We start from the raw sequence: 14,980 nt of genomic DNA, 5'->3' as shown, positions 1-14,980 counted from the left end.
TCCGTGCCGTTGCGCCTAGAGGTTGAGGTCGTAGGCCTTGAGCTTGGCGTAGAGGGTCGAGCGGTCTATGTTGAGGATGCGCGCAGCCTCCTTCTTGTTGCCGCCGGTGTGGCGGAGCACGCGCTCGATGTGCTCGCGCTCGACCTGTTCGAGAGAGGCCCGCGGGTCGGGCGCGGCGGGCGCGGCGGGGGGGACGGCCGGCCCGAGGAGCAGGTCGGCGGCGTCCACCACCGGCTTGTCGCAGAGGGCGACGACGCGCTCGAGGACGTTGCGCAGCTCGCGCACGTTGCCGGGCCAGGGATGCGCGCGCAGGGCCTGGCGTGCCGCGTCGGTGAACTCGGGCCGCCGGCGGCCGCACTTGCGGCAGAACTGGTCGAGAAAGTGCGCGCACAGGGCGTCCAGGTCCTCGCGTCGCTCGCGCAGCGGCGGCAGCGCGCAGGTGAGGACGTTGAGGCGGTAGAAGAGGTCCTGGCGGAACCGCCCCTCGGCCACGCGGCGCTCGAGGTCCTGGTTGGTGGCGGCGATCACTCGGGCGTTGGAGGCGCGGTCGCGCACGTCGCCCACGCGGCGGAACTCGCCGGCCTCGAGCACCCGCAGGAGCTTGGCCTGGCTGGCGGGGGGCAGCTCGGCGACTTCGTCGAGGAAGAGCGTGCCGTCGCGGGCCAGCTCGAAGCGCCCGGGGCGCTCCTCGAGGGCGCCGGTGAAGGCGCCCTTCACGTGGCCGAACAGCTCGCTCTCGAGCAGCGTGTCGGGGAGGGCGGCGCAATTGACGGCCTCGAAGGGCCCCTTGGCGCGGGGGCCGGAGTAGTGGATGGCGCGGGCCACCAGTTCCTTGCCCGTGCCGCTCTCGCCGAGGAGCAGCACGCCGGAGTCGAGCGGCGCCGCCTTCTCGATGAAGTCGAGGACCCCGCGCACGCCCGGGCTGTCGCCGATGATCTGGCACTCGGCGCGCGCCGCGCGCTCGAGGGCCTGGCACTCGCGGCGCAGGGCCTCGGCGCTGCGGAGGTTCTGGAGGGCCACCACCGTGGGCAGGGCCAGGGCCGTGAGCAGCTCGAGGTCGGTGCGGGTGAACGGTGCGGCGTCGCCGAGGCGGTCGGCATAGACGGCCCCGAGCAGGTCGTCGCCGCTGCGCAGCGGCACGCACATGGCTGTGGCGATGCGGTTGAGCTGGATGCTGGGGCTGTGGCGGAAGCGCTCGTCGTCGGCCGGCGCGTGGCTGAGGACCGAAAGGCGCTCTCGGAAGGCGAATTCGATGATCGAGCGGCTCACGGGCACCTCGGCGAGGCGGCGGTCGAAGGCCGACGCCTTGCGCAGCCACGGGCGCCGCTCGCCGCTGGCCGGGTCCGCCAGGATCGGCACGACGCGGTCGGGTGCGAGGGCCTCCTGCGCGGCGTCCACCAGGGCGTTGAGGAGCTGCGCGACGGCCTGCGCCTGCGCGGCGGCGGTCGAGTAGCGGAAGAGCGTGATCAGCCCGTCGTTGACGCGCGCCAGCTCGTCCCGCGCGTGGGCCACCTGGCCGCGCGTGAGGAGCTTCAGGCGGTCGCCCAGCACCGTGTCGGCGATGGTGGGGCGGACCCACGAGGGGTCCTCGGGCGGCAGCTCGGCGCGGCCCTCGTCGTCGGCCACGAAGAGCAGCGCGGTGTCGCCCACCCGGACCTCGTCGAGCGGCATCAGGGTGCGCGTGTCCACCCTCGCGCCGTTCACCAGCGTGCCGTTGCGGCTGCCCAGGTCGGCCAGGGTCCAGTGGTCGCCCTCGCGGGCGAGGCGCGCGTGGCGGCGCGAGACCTTTTCGTCGGGCACCTGGATGTCGCAGGCGAGGTCGCGCCCGAGGGTCATCGGCTCGCTGCCCAGCTCGTAGACGGCGCCGCGGTGGGGCCCCGACTGGACGATCAGCTTGGCCATGCTCGGACCTCAGAGCGGATGCCTGGATGAGTGGATGGGTGGATGGATGGCAGAGCAGAGCAGGGCATCCCCATTCGTTCTGTCATCCATCCATTCATCCAAGTCTCCGTTCATCCCCGCTTGCTCTCACACCCGCTCGTAGGGGTGGAAGAGCTTCTTGTATTCGTCCTGCGCGTAGCGGTCGGTCATGCCGGCGATGTAGTCGCAGATGGCGCGGTGCAGGCCCTCGGCCTCGGCGGTGGCGCGGAACTCGTCGGGGAGCTGGCGCTCGTCGGCCAGGAAGGCCTGGAAGAGCTCGCGCACGAAGCGCTTGGCCTTGGTGGTCATGCGCACCACGCGGTAGTGGCGGTAGAGCCGCTCGTTGAGGAAGGCCTCGAGGGCGGCCTTGCGGCGCTCGACGGCGGGGCTGAAGGCGAAGAGGCGCCCGCCGGCGCGCCGCACGTCGTCGGCGCTGGCGATGCCCAGGCCCGCGATGCGCGCGAGGGTGGTCTCCACGAGGTCGGTGACCTGGGTGTTGATGAGGCGGATGATGGTCTGGCGGTCGCGGATACGCTCGGGCAGGCCGGGCAGGCGGCGCTCGACCTCTTCGGCGGCCAGCGCCCAGGCTTCCACCTCGGCCAGCTCGCTGCGGCGGAGGAGGTGGGCGGTGAGGCCGTCGTCTATGTCGTGGTTGTTGTAGGCGATCTCGTCGGCCACCTCCACCGCCTGGGCCTCGAGCACGGGCTGGAGCCCGTCGTCGAACTCGGCCACGCCGGGGCGGTCGTGGCGCGTGGTGTGCTTGGCCATGGCCTCGCGCACCTCCCACGAGAGGTTGAGGCCGGGGAAGGCGGGGTAGCGGCGCTCGAGGGTGTCTACCACGCGCAGGCCGTGGCGGTTGTGCTCGAAGCCGCCGTGGGCGCGCATCTGCTCGCGCAGCTCCTCCTCGCCCGAGTGGCCGAAGGGGGTGTGGCCCAGGTCGTGGGCCAGCGCGATGGCCTCGGCCAGGTCCTCGTTGAGGCCCAGGATGCGCGCGATCGTGCGCGCGATCTGCGCCACCTCCAGCGTGTGGGTGAGGCGGGTGCGGTAGTAGTCGCCCTCGTGGTTCACGAAGACCTGGGTCTTGTACTCCAGGCGGCGGAAGGCGGTGGAGTGGATGATGCGGTCGCGGTCGCGCTGGTAGACGGTGCGCAGCGGGTGCTCGGGCTCAGGATGGCGGCGGCCGCGGCTCTGGCGGCTGCGGGCCGCGTAGGGCGCCAGCAGGGCCTCCTCGCGCGCCTCGATCGCCTCGCGGCTCACCAGGCCCTCGGGAGCGGCGGCCGGCGTCGGGTTGAGGCTGCCCGGCGGGCTCACGGCCTAGCCTCCTGCCTGCGCGGCCAACTGCTCGCGCAGCACCCGATAGAGGGCCTCGAGCGACTGCACGATCACCTTGGTGCCCCCGAGCACGGGCATGAAGTTTGTGTCGCCGTTCCAGCGCGGCACGACGTGCACGTGCAGGTGGCCGGGCAGGCCGGCCCCCGCGCAGGCGCCGAGGTTGACCCCGATGTTGAAGCCGTGCGGCGCCATCGCGCGGGCCAGGAGCTGCTGCGTGTCGCGCGTCAGGCGCACCACGTCCACCAGCTCCTCGTCGCTCAGCGCCGCCAGGTCGCCCTTGTGGGCCGTGGGCGCCACCAGCAGGTGCCCGTTGTTGTAGGGGTAGCGGTTGAAGATCGAAAAGCAGCGCGCGCGGCGCTCGAGCACCAGGTCGCGTTCGTCCTCGCCCGAGGCCGCCGCCGCGCACAGGAAGCAGCCATCGGTCCGCGGCCCCAGAATATAGTCCATCCGCCACGGCGCCCAGATGAGGTCGAAGGGCGGACGCGACGGCTGGCCGCTGGCGTGGCTCATCGGCGGCACCCCGCGCAAGAGCTGCGGACGCACGACGAGCAGCCCGAGCGCCCGCTCGGGCGGGCCTCGGGGGCCGACTCGCGGCGGCCGCCGGTGGACATCCCGAAGAGCGACAGCTTGCGATGCGTCCTCGAGCCCCCGCAGCTCGGGCACGTGGCCCGCGGCGCCGACTCCATCGAGCGGAAGAGCTGCTCGAACTCCGCATCGCACCGGTCGCAATGGAACTCGTAGATCGGCATGGGTCTCACCTGGGCGCAATACCCCCTCGCCGTGTTGCGTAACGCGACACGCCGGGATTATAGCAGCCCCCACCCGCACTGTCAACGCCGCCGGCAGGGCCTCGGTCAGGCGCCTCTTTCATTGCCGAAGGGGCTGTGGTAGAATCGAAGCCGACGCAAGAGGGCCAACGGGGCGCCTCTCGCCGCGGGGGTCGGACCAATCAGGAGGCACGACGATGCGCAAGACGCGGTGGATGGGGCTGGCAGCGCTGGCCCTGCTGGCGCCAGGCGTGGCATTCGGCGAGGGCAAGGAGGAGCAGATCCCCGTCAAGGACCTTCCCAAGGTCATTGTTACCATCCTCAACGCCATGTTCCCCGACGGCCAGATTGTCGAGGCCGAGCGAGAGACCGAAACCAAGGGCGGCAAGACCGTGGTCGAGATCGAAGTCACCGTGAAGCCTAAGGAGGGCAAGGCGGTTGAGGTCGAATTCACCCTGGACGAGAAGGGCCAGATCAAGAACATCACCGTCGAGGATGACGATGACGATGAGGACGACGACAAGGACGACAAGTAGGCCGCGCAGGCGGCCTCAGGAGGCGGGTGGATGAAGCCGCCCTGCCTCCTGGTGGGTCCGGTCATTCTGCTGCTGAGCGCAGCGGCCGGCGGCGCGGAAGTGGCGCCGTCGGCCGCTCCACTTCGCATCCGGGCCTGGCGCGGCCAGGGCCAGGCCGCCGAGTACGACACCCGCACCCTGCGCCACCTGGCCGGCTTCGCGCCGGCGGAGCCCATACCGCTGGGCAGGTTCGGCGGCTGGCTCGGCGAACGCCACCAGGCCACCGGCTTCTTCCGCGTCGAGAAACTCGGCGAGCGCTGGTGGCTCATTGACCCCGAGGGCTACCGCTACCTCCACATCGCCGTCAACGCCGTGCGGCCGGGCAAGTCGCCCAAGAACCTCCGCACGCTGCCCGAGAAGTTCGGCTCGGCCGAGAAGTGGCGCGACGCCACGGTCGCGCTGCTGCACGACCTGGGCTTCAACGGCACGGGCTCGTGGTCCGACGACGCGCTGCTCCGCGGCGCTGCCCAGCCCCTGGCCTACACGCCCAACTGGAACTTCATGAGCAGCTACGGCAAGAAGCGCGGCGGCACCTACCAGCTCCCCGGCCACACCGGCTACCCGAACAATTGCATCTTCGCCTTCGACCCCGAATTCGAGTCCTTCGCCGACGAGCATGCGAAGCAACTCGCCGCCACCAGGGACGACCCCTGGCTCCTCGGCCACTTCTCTGACAACGAGATGCCTTTCCCCAAGGACAGCCTGGACCGCTACCTCGCGCTCAAGCCCGACGACCCCGGCCGCCGCGCCGCCGAGGCCTGGCTCGCCGAGCGGGGGCTCGACCGCGCAAAGCTCACGGCGAAGGACCGCGACGAGTGGCTCGGCCACCTGGCCGACCGCTACTTCTCCGTCGTCGCCCGGGCCATCCGCAAGCACGACCCCAACCACCTCTACCTCGGCTCGCGCTTCTACGGCTCCGAGAAGGGCTGCCAGCCCGTCTTCGCCGCCGCAGGGCGACACCTGGACGCCGTCGCGGTCAACGTCTACGGCGTGTGGACCCCGCCCCTCGACCTGCTCCGCCGCTGGGCCGCCTGGGCCGGCAAGCCTGCCCTCATCACCGAATGGTACGCCAAGGGCGCCGACAGCGGCATGCCCAACCTCACCGGCGCCGGCTGGACCGTGCCCACCCAGCAGGACCGCGGCTGGTTCTACCAGAACTTCACCCTCGCGCTCCTCGAATCGCGGGCCTGCGTGGGCTGGCATTGGTTCAAGTACATGGATAACGACCCCGAGGACACGACGACCGACCCGTCGAACCGCGACTCGAACAAGGGCCTCGTCACGGCGGCCTACGAGCCGCACGTGCCGCTGATGGACGCCATGCGCGAGCTGAACCGCGCCGCCTACCCGCTCACCGAGTACTTCGACCGGCGGCGATAGCGCCCAGGGACACGAAATGCCGAATGCTCGCGAGGCGGTGGATCGCCTCATCGCGGAAGTCGGCGTGGCCGCCGCCGGCAGCCAGCTCGGCGTGGCCGCGCTGCTCTACACCTATCGTTGCACCATCGCCTGCCGCCACTGCTGCTTCGCCTGCGCCGGCGAACGGCCCCCCGTGCACATGACCACGGAGCAAGCGGTCTATCATCTGCGCCAGCTCCACGAGCTGGGCCGCGTGATCCACATCGCCGGCGGCGAGGCGATGCTGTTCTGGGACGACCTGCTCGCCGCGCTCGAAGCCGCCTTTGCCGAGGGCGTGCAGCCCCACTTCATCGAATCCAACGCCTCGTTCGCCACCGACGATGCACTGGTCCGCGAGCGCTACGCAGCGCTCCAGGCCAATGGCGTGGCGGGCGTGCTCCTGAGCGCCGACCCCTATCACCAGGCCTTCGTGCCGCCCGAGCGATTCCTGCGCGCCCGCCGCATCGCCCGCGAAGTGTTCGGGCCGCAGAACGTGTGGACGACCGAGGCGCCCGACGATAGGGTGACGGACTTCGCCGCCATCGCGCGCGACGAGAGCCGGCTGCGGAACCACGTGCGCGCGCACCCGCCCGTGCTCGTGGGCACGGCCCATCGCAGCCTCCGCCCTTTCCTCGACCCCGTGCCGCTCGGCCAGCTCCCGCCCGGCCGCGCCTGGCGCGTGCCTCACGCCGACCCCGGCTGCCTCGCCGAGTTCGCCCGCGAGACCATCTGGGAACTGCACATTGACCCCTACGACAACATCCAGACCAACTGCGGGGTGGTCCTGGGCAATGCGCGCGAGACCCGCCCGTTCGAGCTGCTCGAGCGCGGGCCGGAGAACGCCAACTTCATCGCCAGGCTGCTGTGCGACGCCGGGCCAATCGGCCTCGCCGACTTCGCCCGCCGCGAGCACGGCTTCGCGCCGCCCGACCACGCCGTGACCAAGTGCGATCTGTGCACCACCACCCGCCGCTTCCTCCGCCCCCACTACCCCCACATCCTCGGCCCCGCCGAAGTGTATGGAGAGTGAGGGAACCTTCTTCGCAAGAAGGTTCCCCCACGCCCCCTCCAAGAACTCTCACGCCGGGCAGAGGCATTCGAGCCTCGCTCGAATGCCCCTGCCCACTGTGGAAGTTCCCGGGAAGGAGGAGACGTGGGAGGGAACCTCTCTTTCAAGAGGGGATCCCTCCCCCGAGCCGCTCAGTACTCATACTTGTAGGTGGGGTGGCCCATGCGGGCGGCGTAGCAGGCTTTGCCCAGGGGGTCCCAGGCCACGTTGAGGAACCAGCCGCGGGGGTTGAACTCCTTGAGGGGCGGGAACGGGGCGATCTGGGTCCAGGTCTTGCCGCCGTCGGTAGTCTCGTGGAAGCCCGCCTGGTCCACCACCACGAAGTGGGTCTCGTCCTTGCCGAAGTAGGGGCCCCACACGGCGCCCGTGCGGTCGCCCACCTGTTCCCAGGTCTTGCCCTGGTCGGTGCTCTTGAGGAGGCCCTTGTCGGAGAGCCAGTAGCCCACGCCTTTGAAGACGGTCATCACGCCGATGGGCGAGGCCTTGCTCACCTGCTCCCAGTCGTGCCCTCCGTTGGTGGAGCGGTGGATGCCGGCCCAGGCGGGCTCCTTGCCGCGGCTGGCCACGAGGATATCGGCCGAGAAGACGCCCACGGCGCCGAAGCCCTGGTCGAGGCCGCGCCACGACGCGCCGCCGTCCTGGCTCACCACGCCGATGTCGCGGTTCTCGTGCAGGCGCTCGAAGAGGGTCTTGGGCTCGGGGTCGGCCCAGTGCACGGCGCCCCAGTCGGGGCCGCGGCCCATGTTCTTGATGGGGCGCCACGTCTTCCCGCCGTCGAGGGTCATGGCCGACTTGCCGTCGAGCATGAAGCAGGCCAGGCGTTTGCCGGCGGGGTCGAGGTGCAGCGAGTAGCCGGTCTCGCAGCGTCCGCCCACGGCGCCGCCGTCCACGCGGGCGAAGGTGGCGCCCTTGTCGGCGCTGCGCCACACGCCCAGGCCGGGCACCACCACAAACACCTCGCCCGTCGTGCGGTCCACCGCCACCCCCGTCGTCTTGCCCGGCCAGGCGGGCTGGAGGCCCTCCTTCTCGATCTGCGCGAGCAGCCCGTCCGAGATGCACACCCACTGGCCGGCGGACGCCGTCGCCGAAGCGCCCAGAGCGAGGCCGAGCCAAGCGGCCAACCGCAGAATGACCCTTCGCATGCCTTGTCCCCCTTGGTGCCGATTGCCCCTTGATCCCACCGCAGGATTCTAGCACAATAGCCCCCGAGATGAACAGCCTCAACCGTCGGGCCGCCCTCGAACAGATCAGGCAAGACCCTGCCGTGCCGGTCCTTATCCTCGGCGGCGGGGTGAACGGCGCTGGCCTCTTCCGCGAGCTGGCGCTTCAGGGGGTGGACTGCCTGCTGGTGGACAAGGCGGACTTCGTCTCGGGGGCCAGCTCGAAGTCGTCGCGGATGATCCACGGGGGGCTGCGCTACCTCGAGAACCGCGAGTTCCGCCTCGTGCGCGAGTCGCTCCTCGAGCGCAACCGCCTGCTCGACAACGCCCCGCACTACGTCACGCCGCTGAAGACCACGATTCCGCTCTTCTCGCGGTTCGGCGGCCTGCTGCGCTCGGCGCTCATCTTCCTGGGGTTCGATGTGCGGCCCGGCGACCGCGGGGCGCTCCTCGTCAAGCTGGGCCTGACGTTCTACGACTTCGTGACCCGCAAGCACCGGCGCACGCCGCGCCACTTCTTCACCTCGCGGGCCGCCACGCTGCGCGAGCTGCCCGGCCTCATCCCCAGCCTGGTGTGCGCGGCCCACTACTGGGACGCGCAAGTCTCGGAGGCCGAGCGCCTGTGCATCGAGCTGCTCCGCGACGCGGGGGCCGCCCACCCGCGCTGCCACGCGCTCAACTACGTGCGGCCCGAGCGGGCCGAAGGCGGCGCCGTGGTGCTCCGCGACGAGGTGGGCGGCGGCACGTTCGCCGTGCGCCCACAAGTCGTCGTCAACGCCACGGGCGCGTGGGTGGACCTCACCAACGCGGCCCTCGGCGCGCCCACGCGCTTCATGGGCGGCACCAAGGGCTCGCACCTGGTCGTCGCCAACCGCCCGCTCTACGACGCCCTGGGCGACCGCATGGTCTACTACGAGCACACCGACGGCCGCGTGTGCATCGTCTTCCGCTTCCTGGACAAGGTGCTGATGGGCTCGACGGACATTCGGGTGGACGACCCCGACGCGGCCCGCTGCGAGGAGGGCGAGATCGCCTACATGCTCGGCACGCTGCGGCGCGTGTTCCCCGGCATCGAGATCCGCCGCGACGAGATCGCCTACGTCTTCTGCGGCGTGCGGCCGCTGCCGGCCAGCGGCAAGGGCGTCACCGCCATCATCTCGCGCGGCCACAGCCTCCGGGTGCTGGAGCCCGATGCCGCGCGGCCCTTCCCTCTCTACTGCCTCATCGGCGGCAAGTGGACAACGTTCCGCGCCTTCGCCGAGCAGGTGGCCGACCGCCTGCTCGCCCACCTCGGCCGTCCGCGCCAATGCGCCACCGACCGCACGCCCATCGGCGGCGGCCGAGGCTTCCCCGCCACCGACGCCGAGCGCGAGGCGTGGGTCCGCCGTGTCTCAGCGGAACGGAGCGTGTGCCCCGCCCGCGTGGCGATGCTGCTCCACCGCTACGGCACCGACGCCGAGGCCTATCTCGCGGGGGCCGACGCCCGCGCCGAAACTCCGCTGGAGACGCTGCCCGACTACTCGGTGGGCGAGATCGAGCGCATCGCGCGCGACGAGGCGGTGGTGCACCTCACCGACCTCGTGGTGCGCCGCAGCACCATCGCCCTCCGCGGCCGCGCCACGCCCGACGTCCTGCACGAACTCGCCGGAATCCTCGCCCCCGTGCTCGGCTGGGACGTGGCCCGCCAGACCCAGGAAATCCGCCTCGCGCGCGACGAAGTCGCCGTGCCGGATGAGGAATGAGGCGCGTGGGGAGGAACTTCCTGCAAGAAGTTCCTCCCCACACCCCTCCTCAAGAACTCCTGTGCAGCGTCCCGAAAGCCCTGCCCAACACGGGAGTTCTTTGGAGGACGGGTTGCGGGGAAGGCACCTTCCTCGCAAGAAAGGTGCCTTCCCCGACGTGTGCTTCAATAGTTCCGAATGGCGAGTTCTTCAATCCTGCCGCGGCCGGTGGCTTTCGAGCTGATGGCGCGGGCGGCAAGGAGGGTGGTCATCGGGTAGCCGCGATAGAGGCGGCGGATGAGCGGCGTGGCCGAATTGCTCAGGAGCAGGCGGCAGCCCCGGGCATCGAGCGCGCGGAACGCCTCGGCCAGCCGCTCCTGGTCGCGCGCGCGGAACTCGGCGCCCGTGTAGGTCGTGAACGAGGAGGTGGCGCTCAACGGGTCGTAGGGAGCTTGGCCGCTCCGGAAGGGAGGTGCTGGCCGTGATCACTCCTCTGTCAGATCCTGTGGCCGGATGTACGGGACATCCCGGCCAAAGCGGACAGCCCGGGTGTCCGGAGTCCCCCTGAACTCTGTTGGGAAGTGCCAGATATTGAAGCGCGCGTTGGGCATCGTATCGTACCAGAGCGCATCCCACCCGAGCATCATGGCGAGTCGATTGACAAGAAGCCGCTTGCCCTTGCCAAGTAGAGCGGATTCCGTCAGGAACTCGCGATGGCTCGCATTGATGGCTCCAGTCAGCACATCGGCAATCTGGATGCCCGGCATGAGGCGTGAGTCAGATTTCATGACCTGCATGATCTTGGCGCGAGCTCTGACCTTGGCCAACATGTAGTTCGTGACCTTCTCCACCACCTCGTCGTGTTTGGCGTACCTATCGGCGCGCTGGTCGATGTAAACCTCAAACTCGCCCCGGCGCCTCCGCGCCAAGTCCTTCATCAGCAGGGTGTACGTCTTGTAGAACGCCTCCTCCCTGTCCGCCCCAGGGCGGCTCCATAGTCGGTAGTGGCCTTTATGAACCACAATCATGCCGAAGGTCAGATCCGTCTGCTGGATAATGCCCATCCAATCGAGGACGAAGTTGATCGCCCCGTGGCTTGACCCGACTCGAGTCCACTTGAGCTCATGAGCAACTCCGTGTCGCTGTCGGAGGACCTCGAAGGCCAGCACAAAGGCGTTCTGGACTTCCCATGGGACGATGAGCGCACCGATCGCGTAGCATGGGCTTCCCGCTGATGTCCCACTTTCGTCTGCAAATACAAGGAACTTGCTCATGGCTCCTTCCCGCTCGGAGTCCCACTCAGCTGACGCAGATAGCACACGCGCTGTCGGTGCGCCCCCTAGTGACGAGGTAACAAGATGGTAGCGCCAGACTGCCAGAGAATCAAGGAGAGGTGCGCGCTCGCTTGACGGTCCAAGGCGGGGAGGTTAGAATGCCCGCCGTCACGAGGCCAACGACTGCACTGCCCCGAAACGGAGGCCCATCGATCTCTCTTCTCGCAGACAAGGCGATAGCCACGCCATTTCTCAAGTGGGCGGGGGGCAAAGGTAGGCTTATCGAGAAGCTTGAGCCGCTCTTTCCCGGACGCATAGGGCGGTACTTCGAGCCGTTTGTCGGAAGCGGGGCCGTCTTCTTCCATCTCAGGAATCTGGGTCGACTCAAGCGGAACGTGGTTCTCAATGACCTCAACCCCGAGTTGATGAACTGTTACCGGGTGCTCCAGAGCCAGCAAGACGTTGGGGAGTTGGTCGCCCTGTTGCGGGAGTACTCTAGCCGAGCGATGGAGCCCGAATTCTACTACAGACTACGCGCCTTGGACCGCTGTCCTGCCTTCCTGCGAGAGAACACCCCCGTACAGCGCGCCGCGAGAACAATCTTCCTGAATCACACCTGCTACAACGGCCTCTACAGAGTAAACAGCAGTGGGTGGTTCAATGTACCGTATAGCAGGCCGACCCGGCTACCGCATGTGTTCCGTGAGGATAATCTCTGGGCGTGCCATAGCGCCCTACAGTGTGCCAACCTCATGGAGGGCAGCTTCGATGCTTGCCTTGCTGCTGCTCGGCCAGGCGATTTCGTCTACCTGGATCCCCCCTATGATCCCCCGAGCCCAACGTCCTCCTTCACGACCTACAACGGTGGGGGATTTCACGAGAGTGATCAGAGGCACTTAGCAAGTGTTTTCCGGGAGCTTGATAAAATAGGTTGCCAGTTGATGTTGAGCAACTCGGCAACAGCGTTCATAGAGATGCTCTACAAAGGCTTTCGCAAGGAACGAATCGCCGCCTTCCGGGCCATCGGCAGCAGAGCCCACACTAGGAGAATAGTTGAGGAACTGGTGGTCACAAACTACTGACTGGCCACTTCTTCTTGCCGAGCTTGCGCGGTGGGGTTGCCGGTGGGTTCACCGATGGGGTCAGATCTACATTCTACACTTCAATGGGACCGGGAGTTGGCATGCGCCGCAAGAGAGTAGAATGTAGATCTGAACCCATTCTTGCGCCCTGGAGCGCGCGGTGGCAGGCCCACAGGTTCGCCTCGTCGAAGACGTGGGGCGGGCGGCTCCACTTGCCGTGGGGCACGTTGAACTGCCCGCGGCGGTTCAGCCGGTAGAGCCCGTTGTAGCAGGCGTGGTTGAGGAAGATCGTGCGGGCCGCCCGCTCGACCGGGCCGCGCCGCTCGGCGAAGCCCGGCTCGCGGTCCCACGCGCGGAGGCGATAGTAGTAGTCGGCCTCGGAGACGCGGGCGGCGTGTCGGCGGAGCGTCTCGATCAGCTCGGGCAACAGAGCGGCGTCCTGGACCACGCGATAGCAGTTCATCAGCTCGGCGTTGGCGTCGTTGAGGAGGGCGCCGCTCGCGAGCCGGCCGAGGCTGTGCAGGTGGAAGAACATTGCCCCGCCGCCGACGAAGGGCTCGAGGTAGCGCGCGAAGCGCTCGGGCAGCAGCGGCGTCAGTTGGCCCAGAAGCTGCCCCTTTCCGCCCGCCCACTTCAGGAAGGGCGTGGCGGGGGCCGCCGTTCTGGCGGGTTCGAAGAGGCCCTTTGGGGGTCTTCCCATCACGGAAGCTTTCGGACGGTGGAGGTCTGGGGGCGGAGGCCCTTCCGCGAAAGGGCCTCCGCCCCCGATGTCCCGCGTGCGAGTAGGCACGTCCTACTCGAGGCTCTTGTCAATGGCGGCGGCGAGGGTGGTGAGAAGCTTGTGGGCCTCGGGGCTGGAGCCGTAGATGATGAGGCGGCACAAGTAGGGGCCGCGGTGGAAGAGGGCCTCCATCTCGCGCCCCTCCCAGAACGTGCCGGCCAGCCCCGCGCCCAGCGGGTGGCCCTTGCCGTCGTTGCTCTCGTCGAAGAGCGCCCGGGCGTTGGCGGCGGACTTGAATTGGAATAGCTCCACCCGCGCGTCGGTCTTGCCGAGCCTGGTCTCGGCGGAGCCGAGAGTGACGAAGGCGTGTTTGAAGTAGGCCTCGGCCGCGCCGTTCATGTAGTCGAAGAGGCGCGCGCCCGGCCAGTCGGCCACGTTGGCGAAGGCCATGTCGGGCAGCGCGGCGTCGGCGCTCTTGAGAATGGTCACAGGGCTCGCAGGCGGCTTGCCCGTCCAGGGGAGGCAGCCGAGGGCCACGAGCGGCAGGAGAACTAGGAGGGGATGGATGGAGGATTGGATGGGTGGATGGGTGGCAGAGGAAGCCGCCTGTCCATTCATCCATTCACCCACCCATCCATTCATCCCTCGTCGCCTAGTCAATCTTCACCTCGTCAATCTTGATCTTCGCGAGGTCGCCCTGGCCGGCGCCGAGCTTCTGGCATTCGGCCAGGTAGTTGCCCTTGGTGGCGTTGGACTTCACGTAGATGCTGTCGCCCTGCGTCCAGTCGGCGAGCGCGGTGGGGATGAGCTTGGGCTCCTGCTCGTGGAGGAGTTGGCAGCCATAGGCGTCCACGGCCAGGGCATCGGTGCCCACGATGACGGCGTTGGCGGCGACGGGGCGGATGCGCTCGGGCTTGGGGCCGCCCCAGCCGTAGACCATCTCGCCCGCGTCGAGGATGTTGAGCTTCACGGCCTTGCGGTAGACCTCGTGGTAGGCGCCCGCGAGCTTGCCGGGGAACATTTCCCAGCCCTTGATGCGCGCGGGGTGCTGGTCGCTGGCGCCCGCCTTGGGGTCGCGGTCGTTGGTGCAGTGGTGGGCATACATGTGCCACGTGAGGCCGATGCAGTTCTTCACGCAGCCCGTGTAGATGGTGAAGGCGTGGGTCTTGAGGCGGGGGATGTTGAGGAGCACGGCGTCGGGCTCGAAGATTTCCTTGGCCACCCACAGCTCCTTCCAGCCGCCCGTGGTGGGCACCTTGTTCTCGTATTGCTTGGTGGGGAGCCACCAATGGATGAGTTCCTCGAGTTCGGCGCCCGCGGCCTTGATCACCTCGCGCAGCGTCGGGCCGTCGGCGCGCTTGCAGTCGTAGCCGTCCCACTCCTGGCCGATGACCTTCACCGTCTTCGCGCCGTTCTCCTTGCAGGCGCGGATGACGGCGGCGGTCATGGCGGCGGAGGTGTTGGCGTCCTGGAAGCTCTTGTCGGTGCCGTTGATCTTGAGGAGGGCCTTCTTGCCGCTCACCAGCTCCTTGAAGCCGCCGAGCTTGTCGAGGGCGGCTTTGAGGCGGGTGTAGGCCCCTTCGTCGGCGGGCATCTTGGCCGCGCCGCGGGCGACCACGATGCGGGGGTCGGGCGCGGCCAGGCCCGGCCGCGCGGCCAGCGCGGCCACGGCCCCTGCCCCGACTGCCAGGAACTCGCGCCGATTCAGTCCATGGTGCTCGTCCATCGCCGATCTCCTCATCTCTGGACGGTGGGCGAGGCGTCCGTGCCCCGCCACACACGGCGTGGGGACGCGCCGCCCACGAGGGGCCGCCGGCCCCGGGCAGTCTAGCAATCGAGCGGGCGGGTGTCAAGCAATCGGTGTGGCGGGGGGTGCGGGCCGGAATTGTAGGTGGCTGCGGGAGCTCCGAAGGAGCGAAATAGGATAGGAACAAGACCGCCCCGCGGCAGCCCTGACAGGG

15 protein-coding genes are annotated in these 14,980 nt (G+C 68.8%); 5 read left to right on the top strand and 10 right to left on the bottom strand.

The window, feature by feature from the left end; translation table 11 throughout:
* Nucleotides 1–15: 15 nt before the first annotated feature.
* From PLE19_10985 to PLE19_10970, 4 genes are all read right to left on the bottom strand, one after another.
* Nucleotides 16–1,902 carry a sigma 54-interacting transcriptional regulator gene (locus PLE19_10985; protein HPD15468.1) on the bottom strand — a complete coding sequence of 629 codons (1,887 nt, stop codon included), beginning with the start codon at nt 1,900–1,902 and terminating at the stop codon, nt 16–18.
* A gap of 126 nt (nt 1,903–2,028) precedes the next feature.
* Nucleotides 2,029–3,180 carry a deoxyguanosinetriphosphate triphosphohydrolase gene (locus PLE19_10980; GenBank protein HPD15467.1) on the bottom strand — a complete coding sequence of 384 codons (1,152 nt, stop codon included), beginning with the start codon at nt 3,178–3,180 and terminating at the stop codon, nt 2,029–2,031.
* Between the two features lie 54 nt (nt 3,181–3,234).
* Nucleotides 3,235–3,762 carry an HIT domain-containing protein gene (locus PLE19_10975; GenBank protein HPD15466.1) on the bottom strand — a complete coding sequence of 176 codons (528 nt, stop codon included), beginning with the start codon at nt 3,760–3,762 and terminating at the stop codon, nt 3,235–3,237.
* Nucleotides 3,759–4,001 (bottom strand): zinc ribbon domain-containing protein, encoded by a 243-nt coding sequence (locus PLE19_10970; protein HPD15465.1) that lies wholly within the window; start codon nt 3,999–4,001, stop codon nt 3,759–3,761. The genes PLE19_10975 and PLE19_10970 overlap by 4 nt, the downstream gene beginning before the upstream one ends.
* Before the next feature lie 215 nt (nt 4,002–4,216).
* On the opposite strand from PLE19_10970, the gene PLE19_10965 reads away from it, so the two are divergent.
* From PLE19_10965 to PLE19_10955, 3 genes are read left to right on the top strand one after another with little or no spacing between them, the layout of a single operon-like run.
* Nucleotides 4,217–4,555: a hypothetical protein gene (locus PLE19_10965; protein ID HPD15464.1), complete on the top strand. Its 339-nt coding sequence runs from the start codon at nt 4,217–4,219 to the stop codon at nt 4,553–4,555.
* A 30-nt stretch (nt 4,556–4,585) separates the two neighbouring features.
* Entirely contained in the window at nt 4,586–5,974 is a 1,389-nt protein-coding gene (locus PLE19_10960) for a hypothetical protein (GenBank protein ID HPD15463.1), read from the top strand.
* A 16-nt stretch (nt 5,975–5,990) separates the two neighbouring features.
* Nucleotides 5,991–7,022 carry a radical SAM protein gene (locus PLE19_10955; GenBank protein HPD15462.1) on the top strand — a complete coding sequence of 344 codons (1,032 nt, stop codon included), beginning with the start codon at nt 5,991–5,993 and terminating at the stop codon, nt 7,020–7,022.
* 170 nt (nt 7,023–7,192) lie between these two features.
* Here the strand turns inward: PLE19_10955 and PLE19_10950 are convergent, their stop codons facing one another.
* Complete coding sequence (locus PLE19_10950; protein HPD15461.1) at nt 7,193–8,203, bottom strand: hypothetical protein; 1,011 nt, start codon at nt 8,201–8,203, stop codon at nt 7,193–7,195.
* Nucleotides 8,204–8,271: 68 nt separating this feature from the next.
* Between PLE19_10950 and PLE19_10945 the strand changes: the two genes are divergently transcribed.
* Nucleotides 8,272–9,963: a glycerol-3-phosphate dehydrogenase/oxidase gene (locus PLE19_10945; GenBank protein ID HPD15460.1), complete on the top strand. Its 1,692-nt coding sequence runs from the start codon at nt 8,272–8,274 to the stop codon at nt 9,961–9,963.
* 164 nt (nt 9,964–10,127) lie between these two features.
* Here the strand turns inward: PLE19_10945 and PLE19_10940 are convergent, their stop codons facing one another.
* Together PLE19_10940 and PLE19_10935 are read right to left on the bottom strand one after the other, a co-directional pair.
* Nucleotides 10,128–10,379 carry a DNA adenine methylase gene (locus PLE19_10940; protein ID HPD15459.1) on the bottom strand — a complete coding sequence of 84 codons (252 nt, stop codon included), beginning with the start codon at nt 10,377–10,379 and terminating at the stop codon, nt 10,128–10,130.
* A 48-nt stretch (nt 10,380–10,427) separates the two neighbouring features.
* Nucleotides 10,428–11,216 carry a DUF3800 domain-containing protein gene (locus PLE19_10935; protein ID HPD15458.1) on the bottom strand — a complete coding sequence of 263 codons (789 nt, stop codon included), beginning with the start codon at nt 11,214–11,216 and terminating at the stop codon, nt 10,428–10,430.
* A gap of 158 nt (nt 11,217–11,374) precedes the next feature.
* Between PLE19_10935 and PLE19_10930 the strand changes: the two genes are divergently transcribed.
* Complete coding sequence (locus PLE19_10930; GenBank protein ID HPD15457.1) at nt 11,375–12,298, top strand: DNA adenine methylase; 924 nt, start codon at nt 11,375–11,377, stop codon at nt 12,296–12,298.
* 73 nt (nt 12,299–12,371) lie between these two features.
* Here the strand turns inward: PLE19_10930 and PLE19_10925 are convergent, their stop codons facing one another.
* From PLE19_10925 to PLE19_10915, 3 genes are all read right to left on the bottom strand, one after another.
* Nucleotides 12,372–12,998, bottom strand: a complete 627-nt coding sequence (locus PLE19_10925; protein ID HPD15456.1) for a Dam family site-specific DNA-(adenine-N6)-methyltransferase — start codon at nt 12,996–12,998, stop codon at nt 12,372–12,374.
* 93 nt (nt 12,999–13,091) lie between these two features.
* The gene (locus PLE19_10920; GenBank protein ID HPD15455.1) at nt 13,092–13,661 is read right to left on the bottom strand and encodes a hypothetical protein; all 570 of its coding nucleotides are present in this window, start codon (nt 13,659–13,661) and stop codon (nt 13,092–13,094) included.
* Between the two features lie 10 nt (nt 13,662–13,671).
* Entirely contained in the window at nt 13,672–14,745 is a 1,074-nt protein-coding gene (locus PLE19_10915) for a DUF362 domain-containing protein (protein HPD15454.1), read from the bottom strand.
* Nucleotides 14,746–14,980 lie beyond the last annotated feature (235 nt).

The organism is Planctomycetota bacterium (assembly GCA_035384565.1).
Taxonomy (GTDB): Bacteria; Planctomycetota; PUPC01; order DSUN01; family DSUN01; genus DAOOIT01.
Note: the sequence above shows the minus strand (reverse complement) of the source record. Positions and strands in the feature narration are given on the sequence as shown.